This window comes from Paenarthrobacter sp. AR 02 (genome assembly GCF_021538675.1).
In the GTDB taxonomy this organism is placed as follows: Bacteria; Actinomycetota; Actinomycetes; order Actinomycetales; family Micrococcaceae; genus Arthrobacter.
Map to the genome: position 1 here is coordinate 135,876 of NZ_JAJUKH010000007.1, position 15,754 is coordinate 151,629.

General features: G+C 63.0%; 18 protein-coding genes and 2 tRNA genes. 3 read left to right on the forward strand and 17 right to left on the reverse strand.

Annotated elements, in window-relative coordinates; genetic code table 11:
* Nucleotides 1-22 precede the first annotated feature (22 nt).
* The 6 genes from LRQ04_RS14325 to LRQ04_RS14350 are packed head-to-tail and all read right to left on the reverse strand — an operon-like array spanning nucleotide 23 to nucleotide 5,104.
* Complete coding sequence (locus LRQ04_RS14325) at nucleotides 23-727, reverse strand: hypothetical protein (RefSeq protein ID WP_235520841.1); 705 nt, start codon at nucleotides 725-727, stop codon at nucleotides 23-25.
* A complete protein-coding gene (locus LRQ04_RS14330) occupies nucleotides 724-1,725 on the reverse strand; it encodes a VWA domain-containing protein (protein ID WP_235520844.1) in 1,002 nt (333 codons plus the stop codon). The genes LRQ04_RS14325 and LRQ04_RS14330 overlap by 4 nt, the downstream gene beginning before the upstream one ends.
* Nucleotides 1,722-2,711 (reverse strand): VWA domain-containing protein, encoded by a 990-nt coding sequence (locus LRQ04_RS14335; protein ID WP_235520846.1) that lies wholly within the window; start codon nucleotides 2,709-2,711, stop codon nucleotides 1,722-1,724. The genes LRQ04_RS14330 and LRQ04_RS14335 overlap by 4 nt, the downstream gene beginning before the upstream one ends.
* A complete protein-coding gene (locus LRQ04_RS14340) occupies nucleotides 2,702-3,166 on the reverse strand; it encodes a hypothetical protein (RefSeq protein ID WP_235520848.1) in 465 nt (154 codons plus the stop codon). Before LRQ04_RS14340 ends, LRQ04_RS14335 begins: the two co-directional genes overlap by 10 nt.
* Nucleotides 3,156-4,085: a DUF58 domain-containing protein gene (locus LRQ04_RS14345; RefSeq protein ID WP_235520850.1), complete on the reverse strand. Its 930-nt coding sequence runs from the start codon at nucleotides 4,083-4,085 to the stop codon at nucleotides 3,156-3,158. The genes LRQ04_RS14340 and LRQ04_RS14345 overlap by 11 nt, the downstream gene beginning before the upstream one ends.
* 11 nt (nucleotides 4,086-4,096) lie before the next feature.
* The gene (locus LRQ04_RS14350) at nucleotides 4,097-5,104 is read right to left on the reverse strand and encodes a MoxR family ATPase (protein WP_235520853.1); all 1,008 of its coding nucleotides are present in this window, start codon (nucleotides 5,102-5,104) and stop codon (nucleotides 4,097-4,099) included.
* Nucleotides 5,105-5,213: 109 nt separating this feature from the next.
* Between LRQ04_RS14350 and LRQ04_RS14355 the strand changes: the two genes are divergently transcribed.
* Nucleotides 5,214-5,417 (forward strand): hypothetical protein, encoded by a 204-nt coding sequence (locus tag LRQ04_RS14355; RefSeq protein WP_374198953.1) that lies wholly within the window; start codon nucleotides 5,214-5,216, stop codon nucleotides 5,415-5,417.
* A gap of 11 nt (nucleotides 5,418-5,428) precedes the next feature.
* Here the strand turns inward: LRQ04_RS14355 and LRQ04_RS14360 are convergent, their stop codons facing one another.
* The 5 genes from LRQ04_RS14360 to LRQ04_RS14380 all read right to left on the reverse strand — a co-directional run bounded on the left by LRQ04_RS14360 (nucleotide 5,429) and on the right by LRQ04_RS14380 (nucleotide 11,164).
* Nucleotides 5,429-6,301: a carbohydrate ABC transporter permease gene (locus tag LRQ04_RS14360; RefSeq protein WP_235520857.1), complete on the reverse strand. Its 873-nt coding sequence runs from the start codon at nucleotides 6,299-6,301 to the stop codon at nucleotides 5,429-5,431.
* Nucleotides 6,298-7,167 (reverse strand): carbohydrate ABC transporter permease, encoded by an 870-nt coding sequence (locus tag LRQ04_RS14365; RefSeq protein WP_235520860.1) that lies wholly within the window; start codon nucleotides 7,165-7,167, stop codon nucleotides 6,298-6,300. The genes LRQ04_RS14360 and LRQ04_RS14365 overlap by 4 nt, the downstream gene beginning before the upstream one ends.
* On the reverse strand, nucleotides 7,164-8,492 hold the full coding sequence (locus LRQ04_RS14370; protein ID WP_235520861.1) for an extracellular solute-binding protein: 1,329 nt from the start codon (nucleotides 8,490-8,492) through the stop codon (nucleotides 7,164-7,166). Before LRQ04_RS14370 ends, LRQ04_RS14365 begins: the two co-directional genes overlap by 4 nt.
* A gap of 159 nt (nucleotides 8,493-8,651) precedes the next feature.
* Complete coding sequence (locus tag LRQ04_RS14375; RefSeq protein WP_235520863.1) at nucleotides 8,652-9,851, reverse strand: ROK family transcriptional regulator; 1,200 nt, start codon at nucleotides 9,849-9,851, stop codon at nucleotides 8,652-8,654.
* Nucleotides 9,852-10,033: 182 nt separating this feature from the next.
* A complete protein-coding gene (locus LRQ04_RS14380) occupies nucleotides 10,034-11,164 on the reverse strand; it encodes a methyltransferase (protein WP_235520865.1) in 1,131 nt (376 codons plus the stop codon).
* Between the two features lie 196 nt (nucleotides 11,165-11,360).
* Here LRQ04_RS14380 and LRQ04_RS14385 point away from each other — a divergent pair, with 196 nt between their 5' ends.
* Complete coding sequence (locus LRQ04_RS14385; RefSeq protein WP_235520867.1) at nucleotides 11,361-11,741, forward strand: cupin domain-containing protein; 381 nt, start codon at nucleotides 11,361-11,363, stop codon at nucleotides 11,739-11,741.
* 58 nt (nucleotides 11,742-11,799) lie between these two features.
* On the opposite strand, the gene LRQ04_RS14390 is transcribed toward LRQ04_RS14385, so the two are convergent.
* Nucleotides 11,800-11,872: transfer RNA gene (locus LRQ04_RS14390), tRNA-Ala, on the reverse strand.
* Between the two features lie 388 nt (nucleotides 11,873-12,260).
* Here LRQ04_RS14390 and LRQ04_RS14395 point away from each other — a divergent pair.
* Complete coding sequence (locus LRQ04_RS14395; protein WP_235520868.1) at nucleotides 12,261-12,851, forward strand: ScbR family autoregulator-binding transcription factor; 591 nt, start codon at nucleotides 12,261-12,263, stop codon at nucleotides 12,849-12,851.
* 93 nt (nucleotides 12,852-12,944) lie between these two features.
* On the opposite strand, the gene LRQ04_RS14400 is transcribed toward LRQ04_RS14395, so the two are convergent.
* The 5 genes from LRQ04_RS14400 to LRQ04_RS14420 form a co-directional block, all read right to left on the reverse strand.
* A tRNA-Ala gene (locus tag LRQ04_RS14400) sits at nucleotides 12,945-13,020 on the reverse strand.
* Nucleotides 13,021-13,135: 115 nt separating this feature from the next.
* Entirely contained in the window at nucleotides 13,136-13,540 is a 405-nt protein-coding gene (rsfS, locus tag LRQ04_RS14405) for a ribosome silencing factor (protein ID WP_211712230.1), read from the reverse strand.
* A 58-nt stretch (nucleotides 13,541-13,598) separates the two neighbouring features.
* A complete protein-coding gene (locus LRQ04_RS14410) occupies nucleotides 13,599-14,783 on the reverse strand; it encodes a hypothetical protein (protein ID WP_235520869.1) in 1,185 nt (394 codons plus the stop codon).
* Nucleotides 14,784-14,791: 8 nt separating this feature from the next.
* On the reverse strand, nucleotides 14,792-15,457 hold the full coding sequence (nadD, locus tag LRQ04_RS14415; RefSeq protein WP_308194946.1) for a nicotinate-nucleotide adenylyltransferase: 666 nt from the start codon (nucleotides 15,455-15,457) through the stop codon (nucleotides 14,792-14,794).
* Between the two features lie 13 nt (nucleotides 15,458-15,470).
* Nucleotides 15,471-15,710, reverse strand: a complete 240-nt coding sequence (locus LRQ04_RS14420; RefSeq protein ID WP_235520871.1) for a hypothetical protein — start codon at nucleotides 15,708-15,710, stop codon at nucleotides 15,471-15,473.
* Nucleotides 15,711-15,754: the final 44 nt, after the last annotated feature.

Genomic DNA, 15,754 nt, shown 5'->3' on the forward strand with positions numbered 1-15,754 from the left:
ATTAAACGCCGACGGCGGTCAGTCACCATGGCCTGTCAACTCCCGGCCCATTATCGGGACCCCGCAGGTATTCGTCGCGTTGCTGGCCTTCGGCCCGCTCCTGCTGTGCCTGCTCTGCACTGTCCCTGAGTTCCTTCAGTTTCCCTGGCTGAGGGTCGGTTTCTTTGTCCGGCGCGGTCGGTGCATCGCCGGCCTTTCTGTCCGTGTCCTGGATCTTGCCTGAGAGCCGTGCGGCAGCCGAATCCAATGTTGATCCTTCGCCGTCCGCATTCGCGGATCCCGCTTCACGGCACTTCTCCGGAACAGCGTTCGCGGCATCCAACGCTTCCTTGAACAACCGGGATGTCGTGCCCCTGTCCGCCGCCGCGTCGCCCAGCTTCTCGATACTCAGGACCAGATTGACGCGGACCTTACATTCATCGTCACCGGCCCCCGAATGTAGCGCGGCATCGAAATCGGTTCGGGCTGCCGAGAACTCCCCCGCCAGCACGTGGGCATCACCGGAAGCGAAGGGCGCCTTATACGGCTCCACTATGTTGGCTACGCCAAGCCACGATGCTGCCCGCGCCAGTTCGTCGTGCTGTCCGTTCCGGAACAACTCCCCCGCAGCACTGCCCAGCAGGCCGACGCTGAGGAGTTTCGCAGCGACCGCGAGGACCAGGAGGACTGGAAGAGCTGACCAGATCACCAGCCGGAGACGCCGGCGTCGTGCTGTTCGGAGGCTCACAGGTCCGGCTCCTTCTGCAAGGGCCGGCGCAGGTTGGCGAGCTCAAAGGAATGTCGCAGGGGTTCGTGCATTGCCAGGAGGAACGCCGCCAGGGCAAACAGCCAGTAAAGCTCCACCCGGCCGGGACCGTCGCCTGCGGTGGTGGTCAGCTTTCCCAGCTGGACGCCACGGAGAATGTCGGAGGTCGGCTCTGCGCCCGTCCGGTGGGCATAAGGGACGTGGAGCTGGTCCGCGATGCGCCCGAGCTGTGCTTCGTCAATACGCGACACAGCATCCTTCGCTTCGTTGGAACCCTTGTCTTTGACATACCCGGCGCCGCCGTCAGCCGATTCCCTCATCCGGCCACCTTCGCCGGTACCGTAGCCCAGGACTGCTCCCCCGGCAACGTTGGTGGCATCCATGGGCGTGGGCGTCTTTGCACTGGTGTTTTCTCCGTCGCCGGCGTAAAAGACCAGCGCAGGTCGACCCGGATGTTGCTTCTGGGCGGCGTCGAGCCTGTCCTTCAAGAGGTTGGCCGCAATGGTGACGCTGCTGCCCGACGCGTAGCGTGCCCTCTGCGGTTGAAGCGTGGCCATGGCGGTCTGCAGTGCCGTGGCGTCCTGTGTGAGCGGCATACGGACTGTGGCTTTGCTGTCAAAGGTGATCAGTGAAAATTTGGCTCCCGCAAGTTCCCGCGCGACTGCCGTCACGTCTTGTTTGACCCCGGCCAATCGCGTTTCGGTGCCGTGATGATCCTCTGCAGCCATGCTGGTGCTGGTATCCACCACGAAGAAGACATCGATCTCGGACGAAGCGCTGACGGACTGCCCGCCCATCAGCCCCGGCCGCATTGCGGCGATGAGAAGAAGCACGACGGCGGCACTGCGCAGGGCGGCAGGCCGCACCTTGCCGTGGGGCCGGGTCCCCCGCCGTGGGATCAGGGTCCAGGCAGTCAGGACGAGGATGCCGAAGCCGGCCACCACAAGGACCGGCCACGGCAGAATCGGTTCGAAGGTCATGGTTCAAGCCGCCATCCGAGGACCAGCATTCCTGCACCGGCCAGCAGGGCAATCCCCAGTGGCCACGCAGGTGTGTCCGTGACGATTGCCTGCGGGGCGGCGCGGTAGCTGGTGGCTTCCGTTGCCTGCACTTCGCGGACTATGCCTGGTACGGCTTCGGGGCTGTCCAGTTTGTAGTAGGAGCCTCCAGTCCGCTCGGCAGCGGCCCGCAGTTGAGCCCCTGGCTGGTCGGTTCGGCCACCGTAGTCCACGTCCCCGGGGTTAAGGGCGTGCACCTTGACATTCTTGGTCGCCGCCAGCGCCACGGCCTCGTCCAGGGTGAAGATCGGCTCCCCGGAGAGGAAGTTGTCCGTTGCCAGCACCACTGACCGCGAACGCTTGGCTGTTCCTTGGTCCCCGCTGGGGTCCGTGTCCGGGAAGCTTTGGACGCAGGAAGCCAGTCCGTCTCCGATCAGGGAGGAGCCTTCGCCGTTCCAGGTGCCGTCGAAGAAGGATCCGGCCCCGTCGTCGAGTGCTTCCTTGGCGAGCTTGAGCTGTTCTGCCGCGTATTCGTAGTCGTCGGTCAACGGGAACACGTGAACGCTGCTGCTGTCGAAGATGACCATGCCTATCCGTTCGCCGTCGAATTCCTTGGCCAGCTCCTGAAAGACGCCGGCGATGGCTGCGTCCGTGCCGGTCATGGACCCGGAAACGTCCAGGCAGAGCACAATGTCCCTGTTGCGGATTTCCGGCTGCTCGGTGCTCCGTTGGGTAGGTCGGGCGGCGGCTGTAGCGGTGGCGGCCAGGAATACTGCTCCCAACAGGACTGCGAGCGCCAAGCGCAGACGGTGCCGGCGCAGGGCCTGCTGGTACTCGGGGAGCCCGGTGAGCCTCTCGCCGTAGGCTACGGCACGGGTGGGTCTGGGTTTACGGCGACGGTGCAGCCATGCGGCGAAAACCACCGTGATTGCTGTGAGGGGAAGGATCCACCAGTAGCTCAGTTCCATTCGAGCACCACTTGGCGGGCTGCGACTGCGGATTGGCTGACGGTTTGGACGGGCATGGGGGCGAATTCGTTGGGGTAGATCCGCGCGATCCCGGTTGCGAGGTCTGCCAACCCGTGGCCGCGCAGTTCTTCGAGCGTCATGGAGGTGATGGGTAGCCCCGTGGCACTTCCGGCGAACTCGCGGACCAGGAAGCTCAGCCTTTGGTGGGCCTCACGTTCGGGCAGGCGACCGGCGTCGGCGTCCGATGCCGTGGCCTGGATGGCGGCCACGCAGGTGTTGCGCAATGTGTCCAGCGTCGGGCGGGCTACGGCTTCCAAGCGGGCGGTCTTTTCCGGGCGGGCAGGCCAGAGCACCCAGGCGTACCAGGCTGCGACGAGGAGTACCAGCAGCAAACCCAACCAAAGCCAGAGCTGCTGGTAGTGCAGTGGCGCGTAGAAGCCGGAGTCATCCTGCACTGGTGCCACCTTTGCCGCGCTGTGCTGTGGTTGCGGCCCGGGAGCGGTGTTTTTCGAGGAGGGTGAAGATTGCGGTCAGGACGTCCTCGCTTCCACCAGTGTGTTCCTCGGCGATACCGAGGCGTCGGAAAGTATCGCGCCGCCGCCGCGTCCGTTCCCCGGTGGCGGTGGCGTACGCGGCCCGCACCTTGCTGTCCATGGCCAGGCGTGACGGGATTGGTTCGGCGGTCCGGACGTCCGTGCTGTCCTTGGCGGCGCTGCCCGGAGTTGGCGCCAGCTCGGCGTCCTGGATGGTGAGCCAGAGGACTTCGTGCCGGGCCCGGAGTCGGCGCAGCATCGCCTCAGTATGGTCATCAGGCAGGAACTCGTCGGCGACCACCACAATCAGCAGCCGTCCCTTCAGGTATCGCAGGACATAATCGAGTTGCTTGGCGATTTTCCCATGGGGACTCTCCAGGGTTATCTGTGAATCGATGTCCCGTAGGAGGCGTTCCAGGTGTTCCTCCCCTGCGCGCGGGGGGACGTAGAGGGAGGTGGCTTCGTTGCCGTGCAGCAGGCCCACATCGTCACCATGGCGACAGGCCAGATACCCCATGACCCCCGCGGCGTGAACGGCGATGTCCTTTTTGCCTTCACCCGAGGATGCCTCCGCGGCCATGTTCCGTCCCGTGTCCACCAGGAGCAGCACCGAATGGCGCCGCACCGCCACGTAGCGCTTGACCAGCGGTGATCCGTGCCTGGCGGTGGCCTTCCAGTCGATGTCCCTGACTTCATCTCCAGGGACATAGGCGCGCAGTTCATCGAAGTCCAGGCTTCGGCCCTTGAAGACGGAACCGTACTCGCCGTCCAGCAACGTGAGGGTGCGGCGATGGGAGAAGATGAACATCCTGGATTTCACGCGGCGGAGAAGGCTCGGCAATGGCTTGTCCGTTACGGCGTCTGCACCGAAGCCAGGACGGCATCGATGACGGTTTCCACGGAGATCCCCTCCACTACGGCATCGAATCCGAGAATGATGCGGTGGCGCAGGATGCGGTGGGCAAGGTTCTTGACGTCTTCCGGGATGACGTGGTCGCGGCCGTTGAGCAGGGCTAGGGCCCTTGCCGCTTGGCTGAAGGCAATGCTTGCCCGTGGACTGGCACCGAACTCAACCAGGCCGGCAAGTTGGGGGTCGAGGTACTGGCTTGCGGTGCGGGTGACGTAGGCCAAGCCCACGATGTACCTGACAATGGCCGGATCGATGTAAACCCTGCGCACCAGCTCCTGGACCCGGAGCACTGCGTCCAACGATGCTGCGGCAGGCGGCTTCAAGTCCGGGTTGAACACGCCGGCATCGATCCGCCGGATCACCTCTGCTTCCTCGGCCGGGCTTGGATAGTCCAACACATCCTTGAGCATGAACCTGTCCATCTGGGCCTCCGGGAGGCGGTAGGTCCCTTCCTGCTCAATGGGGTTCTGCGTTGCCAATACCAGGAACGGCTTGGGCAGCGGATAGGACTCCCCGCCAATGGATGTCTGCCGTTCCTGCATGGCTTCCAACATGGCACTCTGGGTCTTAGCGCTGGACCTGTTGATTTCGTCAAGCAAAACGATGTTGGCGTGGACCGGGCCGAGCTGGGTAACGAAGGTCCCCTTCGCAGCGTCGAAGATCTGCGTACCGGCGATGTCGCTGGGAAGAAGGTCCGGTGTGCACTGGATCCGGCGGAACTCTGCGCTGACCGATTCGGCAATGGCTTGGGCCGCGGTAGTTTTCGCCAGGCCCGGAACGCTCTCGAGAAGCACGTGGCCGCCGGTCAAAAGACCAATGAGCAAGGTCTCGCGCAGCCGGGTTTGACCCACCACTTTATTTTCGAAACTGCGGACAATGCTGCCCACGAGTTGCTGGGCACGGGCCATGTCCGGGGCATCAATGCCGGCCGTGGCTGTGGTCTGTTGCACTCGTGGTCTCCTCGCTGGCGTTGTTTGGCCACTCTATCCAAGTCGGGGTCCAAAAAAGCCGCAATGGGCAGCCCTCCCCATGCGGACGCCGCGGGTCTATCCTTTTGCCATGCATCAGCTACCAGCCGCCTACCAGAACTACCTTGCAAGCCAAACCCAGCACGTTGTGGACGCCGTTCGCCCTGTTTTGCTGCAGTCAGCGGCGGATCAACGCCACGGCGTCCGGATCACCTACAACTCCGGTCCCACGGGTCATCAAGCCCATTTGGACGAGTCGATACCTTACGGCGAAATCGTTGAGGACATCGACTGATCCCGTCCGCGCTAACCCTTCATGGCGCCGGACAGGGCAAACGAGTTCCCCATGCCCCGGGACACCAGGGCATAAAGGACCAGCACCGGAACTGAATACAGGATCGAGAAAGCCGCCAACTGCCCGTAGGCTACGGCGCCGTGCTGGCCAAAGAAACTGAAGATCGACACCGAGGCAGGTTGCTTCCCCGTGGACAGCAGCAGGATGAAGGGGACGAAGAAGTTTCCCCATGCCTGGATGAACACGAAGATCAACACCACGCCCAGGCCCTGCCTCATCAGCGGCAGCACGATGGTGCGCAGTGCCACCAGATTCGATGCACCGTCGATCCAGGCGGCCTCCTCAAGTTCCAGGGGAACGGAGTCCATGAAGTTCTTGGTCATCCAGATCGCCATGGGCAGGGTGGTGGTGGCCATGAAGAAGATGGTTGCAGCCATGGAATCCAGCAATTGCAGCTGGACGAACAGACCGTAGACCGGAACCATGATGGCAGTCACGGGCAGCGATGTACCGAACAGGACCGTGTACAGGAAAGGCTTGTTGAACCGCGACTGGTACCTGGACAACGGGTACGCTGCCAGCACCGCAGCCAACAGGTTCACTGCGGCGGTGCCGGCCGAGAGCAGGAAACTGTTGGCCAGGGGCCTGAACAGCAGCTCCGGGGTCAGCACGGCACGGAAATTATCCAACGACGGCGTTTCGGGCACCTTGGCCTGGTAGCTGGCTTGGGGATCGACGGCGGCAAGCACCAGCCACAGCAATGGCACCACGAAACACACCCCAACGAGGACCAAAGCGGCATTCGCACCCAGCTTCGCCCGACGGCGTGAGCCGGTTCCCGGCGTCGTACTCGCTGTCCGCGATGGCACCTCCGTCCTGCTCATGCGCGCTTGTCCCGCAGGAGCTGCACATACACCGCGCCAAAAACCATGCCCAACACGATCAGCACGGACGCCACCGCCGTTCCGTAGCCGATGTCACCGAACTTGAAAGCCTCCTGGTAGGCCAGCACGGGCAGGGTGGTACTGGCGTTCGCTGGTCCACCGGCGGTCATCACCCAGATCAGGGTGAAGACGGCGAGGGTCTGCAGAGTGATCAGCATGAGGTTGGTCGCTATGCTGCTCCGGATCAGCGGAAGCGTGATGAACGCCAGGCGCTGCCAACCCCGCGCCCCGTCCATCAGGGCTGCCTCCGAGACATCCCGGGGAACGTCAGCCAGCGCGGCCCGGTACACCAGCATGGAGAAGGCTGTGCCGCGCCAGGTATTGGCAAGGATGATCGCCACCATGGGGAAGGAATACAGCCAGTCCGCGCCCGGGATGCCCATGCCGCCAAGGATCTGGTTCAGCGTCCCGTCCCGGTTGAAGTAGGCGTACGCGGCGAAGGCGGCAACGATCTCCGGCAACACCCACGCCGCAACCACTGCCGTTCCCACCCAGGACGACACGGCCTTGCTTGAACGGGTCATCAGCAGTGCTATCAGCAGGCCCAGACCGCTCTGGCCAAGCACGGCAGATGCCATGACGAAAACCACCGTCAGCCAGGCGGCCAAGGGGAAGGAGTCATCTCCAGCCATGCGGACATAGTTGTCCATGCCCACCCACTGGGGTTCCCTGGCTCCTTTCCCGGACAAGGCAGCGTTGGTGAAGGACGCATGGAACGACCACACCACCGGAGCCAGGAGGAACACCGTCAACAGCACAATCGACGGAGCCACTGGCAGGAGCCGCAGGACGCGGCGGACCGTCATTTCTCCAAAACCTTGTCCTCCCCTACCAGCTTGCGTAGGGCGGCGTCGTAGTCGGCTGAGGCATCTTCGGGACTCTTCTTGCCGGTGATCACGGCTTCCGTGGCTTCCTGCACGGCGGTGGAGATCCTCGGGTAGTCAGCGGTCGCCGGCCGGTAGTGTGTCACTTTCACCAGGTCCGAGACATCTTTCACGAACGGGTTGGCAGCCAGGTACCCGGGGTCGGCCGCAACATCGGTCCGGACGGCGATCTGGGAGTTGTTGATGTCGTAGGACAGTGCGTTCTTCTTATTCAGGACCGTTGTGAGGAATGAGAAGGACAGGTCGGGGTTCTGGCTTTTCGCCCCCACGGCCAGGGTCCAACCGCCCGACATGCTTACCCCGCCGGGCTCCTGCCCCTTTTGAGTGGGAAACATCGCAACGCCCATGTCCTGCTCGTAGCCGGGCCATTCGTACGCTCCGCCTTTCTGCCAGAACGACGGCGCGTAGGAACCTTCCACTGTGGCGCCCAGTTTGCCCTTCGGGAACCATTCACCGAAGACCTTTTTCCACACATTCGCGTCCAGGGCCTCGGCCGGGCTGACAGCCAGCTTCTCGTCATACAGCGTTTTCAGGAAGGCCAACGAGTCAGTGAATCCCTGTGAACCGACCACCCATTTTTTCTCGTGCTCGTCGTACAGGGTGCTGTCCGTGCCGTACAGCAGTTCGTAGAACCCCTGCATGACTGTGCCCTCGCCGGTTGCCTTTCCGGCGTAGAGGTTGAACGGGATGGCCTCAGGGTCCGCGGCTTTGATTGCGCGGGCTGCGGCCAGGATCTCCTCCCAGGTTTTGGGTTGCCATGGCACGGGTATCCCGGCCTTCCGCAAGACGGCTTTGTTGTACCAGATGGCACGTGTGTCGGTGCCGAGCGGTACAGCGTAGACAGCGCCGTCGTCGGCTCGTCCGGCTTCCTTGGCTGCTTCGTCGAACGCGGGCCAGTCGCTCCATTTTTCGAGGTAGCTGTCCAGCTTGAGGAGGTAACCGGCGTCGACGTCCGAACGGACCTTGAAGGTGTCTTCGTAGAAGACGTCGGGAGCCGTGTCGGTGGAACGCTGCGTCAGGGAAAGCTTGGTCCCGTAATCGTCGTCGTTGGCCTGAATGGGCTGGAGATCAACAGTCACCCCGGAATGGGCGGCTTCGAATTCCTTCTTGGCATCCTGCATGACCGCGTCCAGCGCCGTGAAGGAATCCGTCTTTTGGTACACGATCTTCAGGGTCTTGTTCTCCGCTGCATCAGGGGAGGGTGAGCACGACGTCGTCGCCGCAAGGATGGCAGCGACAGAGAACATGGCGGCAGATCGGTATATGGCAGTTCTTACCCGGAAGGTCTTTAGTCGGCTGCCCATGAGGCTCCAATCGGTCGAAAGGTGGCTGCAAGCCAGCACTTCATCGTGACACCTATGCGAGGTGGCCCAGCCTTACGGCTATTCAGTTGTCCCTGCCTGGCCTTAGCCCTCCAGCAGGAGCCTTTGCGCGCGCGGGGCGAGCATGTGTTCCAGGACCAGGCATGCGGCACCGATCGCGCCGACGTCCTCGCCAACCCCTGTGCCCACGACTTCGAGCCCGTGGATCGCACGGGCCGCATTGTTCTGTTCCAGCAAGGCGGGCACCCGTTCCAGGAAGTACGGCGACATCCGGCCCCAGAAGGGCCCGCCAAACACCACGCGCTCCACGTCCAGCGTGTTGGCTACTACGGAGACTGCCCGGGCGACAAGTGTGGCTGACTTGTCCAGGATCGCAATGGCCTTGGCGTCACCGGCATCGGCTTTGTCGCACAACTCCGCGAACCGCTCCTGGACTTCCGGGCCGTCTGCTCCCTGGCGCTTTCCGTCCAGGACGCCGGCCTCTTCGGCTTCGGCAACAAGGACCTGCGGGATGCTGCTGGACTTGACGCACCCGCGCTGCCCGCAATCACACAGGGGACCGTCGGGATCCACCACAATGTGGCCGATTTCGCCTGCGTTACCGGACGTGCCACGCACGACTTCGTCATTGAGGACAATGCCGCAACCGATACCGGTTCCCATGTACATGAAGACAAAGCTGCCCGCGCCACTGGCGCCACCTGCCCAAGTCTCCGCAACCGCTGCGCTGGTGACATCCTTGTCCACGAGGGTTTCCAGGCCGGTGGCTTCGGCCAACGCTTCGCGGATTGGTACCCGGTCCCAGCGGGTCAACAGCGGCGGCTCCACTACAGAGCCCTCGTCGAGGTCGATGGGACCAGGGACCGCAACGCCCAGTCCGGCGATCTTGGACGCGTCAACGCCTGATTCCTGGATGAGGATATCGATTTGCCCTGCGATGCTGGTGATCACGTCCGCCGGGTCACCGCCTGGGGTGGCCATGCGTGAATGCCGGACGACATCACCCAACAGGTCCAGGACCACGAAGGTGATGACGGCCGGGTCGAGATGAACGCCCACCGCGTACATACCCGCGGGGTTCAGGCGCAGGATGGTCCGGGGCTTACCCGGCCCCGATCCTTCCTTGCCGGCCTCCATGATGAGCTGTTGGTCAAGAAGGCGCCGGGAGATGTTGGAGATGGTCTGCGGTGAAAGCCCAACGATTTGCGCAAGTTCAACGCGACTGAGCCCTCCCGGGGATCGCCGGATCGCTTCCAGGATGACGGTGAGGTTGAAGTCACCCATCCTGGGTAGATTCGTTCCGCGCCTAGGTGTCGGCTGCCGGATCTCAGTCACTGATGCCCCTCGTCATTGGAAAAACGTCGTCAATTAAGTCTGTCTGAATCGTACGATACCCACGCCACCACGGATATGAGCACACGCAGGCGCGGGGGTCATGGCTTGGTAACGATAGGCCCGGGATGCCCTCAGGCTTTCCGGCTGCGAGTCACCGTGAACTTCGGGTTACGGCCTTCCTCTACAGTCGGCCCGACATATCGCTCCAAGGCCGGACGGTACTGGAGGTGGCTGTTGTACACGGTCCATAGTTCCCCGCCGGGCGCCAGCACCCGTGCCGCGGCCTCAAACAACTTCAGGCCGGCACCGGCATGGACGCCTGCCCCCAAGTGGAAGGGCGGATTCAGCAGGATCAGGTCCACGCTCCCGGCCTCGAGGCTGGACATGGCGTCGTCGTGGATCACGCTGATGCGCTCTGCCAGGCCGTTCGCGGCCGCGGTCGCGGTGGCAGATGCGACGGCCGCCGCGGACTGATCGGTGGCGATGACCCGGGCACCTGGTTGATGGCGGGCGTACATGGTGGCAAGGATTCCGGTTCCGCAACCGAGGTCCACCACCTGCCGGGCCGCCGGAATCCGATCGAGGAAACCAAGGAGGTAGCGGGTTCCAATGTCCAGGCGGGCTCCGGAAAAGACGGCTCCGTGGGCGCAGACGGTGATTCCCAATTCGGGGTTGGCTTCGACCACGGGGAATGGCGGCTCGTCGGGGACCGGCATGGGTCCCTTAGCTACGAGGATCCGCGATTTTTGCCTGGCCAACTGGGGTTGGACTGCGGAGAAGTACTTCTCCAGGACTGCGTTCATCCCCACGGACATGTGTTTGACGCGTCCACCGGCGAGCAGGACCGCAGCCGGTCCCGCGAACCGGGCAACGGCGTCGGCAATTTCTTCCAGCTCGGCCAACGACTTAGGCAGCTGCAACAGCACCAGGTCCGCGTCCTGCAGCAATTCCCGGCGAAGTTCGTGTGGCGTGTACCGTCCGTCCAAGCCTGCCGCGGCGGCATTGCGCTGCAATGCAGCCCTTCCGGTAAACAGGTCCTGGTTGACGCGGACATGCCCGACGCCGGGACCAGACAAGGCGCCCAGGGTCAGGGCCCCGTAACGGTCACCAATGACTACAACCTGGCTATCGGGCCCGAGGTAAGCTTCCGCAGTCTCCAGCAGCAGCCGATCTGTGGCGTCGTAAGCCTGCAGGTTGTCCGCTTCGACGTCCGGAAGCCTGCTCAACCTACCGAACAGCGCTTCGAGTTCCCATGCCGTCACAACGCGTTTCCTGCTTTCCTTGCTTCAATGTCTCGACTTATTCCACGACCGGGAGCACTCTGGAGGCACAACACAAACACCCGTCCGCCCCGTGGCCCACGAACCGGCCCAAACACTGACGGGCATCGGTCCCGGCGGCCGTAGGAGCAAGGGCGCCCGGACCAGCAACAGTTGCTCCCCTCCCCTGCGAGAAGCCATGAGTGTCAATGCTGTCACGAACCTGGAAGTAAAGTCCCACAATTCCCCAGATGAATCACGCCACCCTGAGAAGACCACGCTGGATCTTGTCACCGTAGGAGACTACACAATCGGCCGCCTGACCTTTGAGCCCGGATGGACGTGGGCCGACTGCATCAAGCCAGTGGTCGGCACCGACTCCTGCCAGTTGAGCCACGTAGGATTTTGCGTGTCCGGCAAACTGGACGTGGAAACCACCGACGGCGGACGTATAAGCATCTCCCCCGGCGATTCATACACCATTCCTCCCGGCCACAATGCATGGGTGGTCGGTGACCAGCCGTTCCAAGGAGTAGAGTTCGTCAGCGGCGCCGAATTTGGAAAGGCACTTTCGGAGTAGCCAAGACCTGCGGGAAACAAAAGGACCCCGCTCTCATGAGCGGGGTCCTTTTCCGAAGTGGAGCTGAGGGGACTCGAACCCCTGACCCCCTGCATGCCATGCAGGTGCGCTACCAGCTGCGCCACAGCCCCGGAAATGCTTGCTTTTCCAGGAAGTTTTTCTCTTCCCGTCGAAGCAACTCGTCAATAGTAACCACAATTCACTGAGAAGCGAAATCATCCCAAGGTGAGGTGCGTCACCCGGCAAAACTCCCTGCAGCCGGGCCTCCTCCGGGCGTTCGCGGCAGCCGAGGTGCGCTGGAAATCCATCGCACCTCCCCCCAAGCCGGCTGCCGGTGAGCCGCGCGGGAACACCCTTGCGGTTCACCTGAAGTCTAGGAGCCAAGCGGCAGTAAACCAAACCGATCAGTCGGTTTTGCCGTAATCGGGTTCACCAACAATGCGGTGGTAGCGTTGTCGGGACGCAAAGCTGCCCGATGCGCCAGCGAGTCCATCCCCCACCGAGAGGCTCTGCATCCCCATGCAACAACGTGCGAAGGACACCAGGCTGGCCGTCATTGAAGGTGCGGCCCGCGTATTCGCGGAGATTGGCTACGGGAACGCCAGCCTGACCGACATCACCAAACGTGCCGGCGTAACAAAGGGAGCCCTCTACTTCCACTTCACGTCCAAGCGGGAACTCGCCCTGGCCGTCATTGAAGAGCAACACGCCCTGGTGCTGGCGTCCGGCGCGGAGATAGTCGGATCCAGCAAGCCTCCCATCGACAAACTCATCAGCCTTTGCCGGATGTTCGGCCAGCAGCTTCTTGACGAACCCATCGTCCAAGGCGGTATCAGGCTCACGTTCGAAGCAACCGCGTTCCAAGCAGATGTGTCCGGGCCCTACGAAGACTGGATCAGCACCGCCGAACAGTTGCTTCGACAGGCCGTGGATGAGGGCCAGGTGCGGCCAGACCTGGATCCCGCGGCCTTCTCCCGGTACCTGATCGCATCCTTCACCGGCGTCCAGATGGTCTCAGATGTTCTGGCCGCCCGGAAAGACGTCATGCTCCGGATCGACCAAATGTGGGAGTTTATGCTGCCGGCATTGCGTATGGGCGCCAGTACCTGATTGCCAGGGCGGCGGCAAACCGCCCGGAAGGATCCGGCGAAAGAAAAAGACCCTGCCTGCTCCATGTTTCCCATGAAGTAGGCAGGGTCTCGATGGTGGAGCTGAGGGGACTCGAACCCCTGACCCCCTGCATGCCATGCAGGTGCGCTACCAGCTGCGCCACAGCCCCATATCTTCGCTGCCCAACGCCTGGCATTTCAGCCATCCGCGCCGAAGCAACTCAAATATCTTAGAACAGCGATTCCGAAAATTCCAAATCGGGCATATTCGGTGCCGCGCAGTCCTTAGTGCTCGGAATCCTCCGCGGTGACAGCCTTGGCGGAAGCGTCGTCACCCAGCTCAAGGTCCACCACAGGGCAGTCCTTCCACAGGCGATCCAAGGCGTAGAAGACCCTGTCCTCTGCGTGCTGAACGTGAATCACAATGTCGGCGTAGTCCAGCAGCACCCAACGACCCTCGGAGCGTCCTTCGCGGCGTACCGGACGGAGGTCCTGCTTCAAAAGTTCTTCTTCGATGCCGTCAACGATGGCATTGACCTGGCGTTCCGTCGGAGCCGAGGCAATCAGGAAGACGTCTGTGAGTGCCAGACGCTCGCTGACGTCGAGGGCGACGATATCCTCGGCAAGTTTGCCGGCCGCGGCACGCGCGGCGTGACGGGCGAGGGTGATGGATTGTTCATGTGCAGACACGGGGACTCCTTGTTGTGGCCTGTGGCCTGTGAATGGCGTGAGCCGTTGTTGAGCGGAACTAGCCGCTGGTAATCATGATGATGCCGACGATGAGCGCAACGATGCCCAGTGCGAGGACACCGAACTGCAGCAGCCTGTTGCGCTGGGCCCTGGCCAGGCCGGCCGTGTTGGCATCGAGTGGATCAAGACCGTAGGCAGTGCTCGCCGAGATCGGCGGCCTTTGCTTTTCTTCGCCAGGGTCCACCGGAGGGGCGGACTTCTTGCGCGCCGACCGCGCTACAGCTTCCGCGCGGGCCAGGACGCCGGCACGGCCGCGTGAGCCCGGCTTCTTTCCGGTTGACGGTTCAGCCTCAAGCTTGGGACCGGCGGACGTAATCAGGGGAACAAAGGTTGTGCTGGGCCGCTTCATGACCGGCCGTTCGACACCGGGTACCTTGACGAACTCCAGGGGCGTGACCATGGCAAGGTTATTAGCTGTGGAAGGACCCGAGTTCCCGGGGTTTGGCTTACGCGGCTCGGCCTTGGCTTGGTCCGGCGTCGCCTGTTCGGCCAGTTTCTGCTTCGCAGCGGCACGCTTGTTCAACACGGCCGCGCGCTCCGCCAGGGCAATCTGCTGGGCCAACACCTCTGGATCAACTGCCAGGGGGTCCTGCTCGGCAATGTGTTCCAGTTTCGCGGTCTGGTTTTGGACCTGCGCCGCGATCAGCTCGCGGACTGCCAGAGCCTGCTCCACCGACATATCGGATTCTGTTGGGCCGCTCTTGCCGTCTCCGTCGGTCTTCGGGGAGGCGTCCGGAGCGGCAGTGTCCGTCGCCGGCTTGCCTGCTCCCGGCTTTCCGGCTTCCGGAGCCGCTGCGGGCTTGCCCGCGTCCGGTGCCGGAACGATGGGGTTCATGGACGTGGCAACTTCAGCCTGGAGCTGCTGCAACCTCAGCTGGCGACGCGTTGGCGGGCCGCCACCGGAGAGCTGTTCCTCCTTGTCAGCCAGGTCCTTGATGGTCCTGAGGGCTGCCCGATCACGGGCGCGGATCTGGGATGAACGCTCCTGTGCTGTGGGTCCCACAGCGTCCACGGGCGCGTTTGCCGCGCGCCTGTTACGCGCGTTCGGGCGGTCGGCTTCTTCGGCGGCAGCCGCCTCTGCGGGGTCGCTTGACGTAGCGTCCGGCGTTGTTTCCGGGTGCTCTTCCCGGGCACGGCGAAGCTCGCGCCTGCTGCGGATGGGTCGCTGTTCCTGGCTGCTCATTTAAAAACTCATTCAGTACGTGCTTGGTCGTCTGATCCGGATAATGCGGGCGACAGTTCCCCTGCCGAGGGCCGGGGTGCGTACAGCCCATATTTTGCGATGTACTGGACCACTCCGTCCGGCACGAGGTACCACACAGGGTTGCCCGCGCCGACGCGTGTCCTGCAATCCGTGGAGGAGATCGCCATGGCGGGCACTTCGAGAAGGCTGACATCCTCCGTCCGGCCCAAATCGTTCAGTTCGTGTCCAGGGCGGGTCACGCCGACAAAGTGGGCCAAGGACCACAATTCGTCGACGTCTTTCCAGGACAGGATCTGCGCCAAAGCGTCGGCACCCGTAATGAAGAAGAGGTCCGCATCAGGACGGAGTTCCCTCAAGTCGCGGAGGGTGTCGATGGTGAACGTCGGGCCTGGTCGGTCCACGTCCACACGGCTTACGGTAAAGCGGGGGTTGGAAGCTGTGGCGATCACCGTCATGAGGTAGCGGTGCTCGGGCTCGCTCACCTGCTTGTGCGACTTTTGCCACGGCTGCCCGGTGGGCACGAAGACCACTTCATCAAGGTCGAACTTGGCTGCGACTTCACTTGCAGCCACAAGGTGGCCGTGATGGATGGGATCAAACGTTCCACCCATCACGCCCAGCCGGAGCCTGCGCTCCGACTCCCCGCGAGGTATTGCGGCGATAATGTTAGTGGCCCTGGCCGTGGGTGTGCTTGTTGGGGTGCTGGCGGTGCGGATCGGAGTGCTCTTCCACTGCCTCGTGACGGTTGCCCAGGTTGGTGTAGGACAGCGTTACGAACATGAGAACCAGCAGCAGGGCAAACATGGAGACGCCGAAGACCCACGGCTCGGCCCACAGCGGGGCGAGTTCCTCGTGGCCGCCTTCTGTCGCGGCGGCAATGGACGTGGCGATCTGCTGAAACAGCATCTTCTCCCCTAGTTGGTTCTCAAAGGATTTCGACGGCGGGACTC

Bases quoted from the DNA above. Each gene is read 5' to 3' on its own strand.
- LRQ04_RS14385 (WP_235520867.1), top strand. From the start codon at position 11,361: ATGAGTGTCAATGCTGTCACGAACCTGGAAGTAAAGTCCCACAATTCC.
- LRQ04_RS14360 (WP_235520857.1), bottom strand. From the start codon at position 6,301: ATGAGCAGGACGGAGGTGCCATCGCGGACAGCGAGTACGACGCCGGGA.
- LRQ04_RS14395 (WP_235520868.1), top strand. From the start codon at position 12,261: ATGCAACAACGTGCGAAGGACACCAGGCTGGCCGTCATTGAAGGTGCG.
- LRQ04_RS14330 (WP_235520844.1), bottom strand. From the start codon at position 1,725: ATGACCTTCGAACCGATTCTGCCGTGGCCGGTCCTTGTGGTGGCCGGC.
- LRQ04_RS14370 (WP_235520861.1), bottom strand. From the start codon at position 8,492: ATGTTCTCTGTCGCTGCCATCCTTGCGGCGACGACGTCGTGCTCACCC.
- LRQ04_RS14355 (WP_374198953.1), top strand. From the start codon at position 5,214: ATGCATCAGCTACCAGCCGCCTACCAGAACTACCTTGCAAGCCAAACC.
- LRQ04_RS14335 (WP_235520846.1), bottom strand. From the start codon at position 2,711: ATGGAACTGAGCTACTGGTGGATCCTTCCCCTCACAGCAATCACGGTG.
- LRQ04_RS14365 (WP_235520860.1), bottom strand. From the start codon at position 7,167: ATGACGGTCCGCCGCGTCCTGCGGCTCCTGCCAGTGGCTCCGTCGATT.
- LRQ04_RS14375 (WP_235520863.1), bottom strand. From the start codon at position 9,851: ATGGGTGACTTCAACCTCACCGTCATCCTGGAAGCGATCCGGCGATCC.
- LRQ04_RS14420 (WP_235520871.1), bottom strand. From the start codon at position 15,710: ATGCTGTTTCAGCAGATCGCCACGTCCATTGCCGCCGCGACAGAAGGC.
- LRQ04_RS14410 (WP_235520869.1), bottom strand. From the start codon at position 14,783: ATGAGCAGCCAGGAACAGCGACCCATCCGCAGCAGGCGCGAGCTTCGC.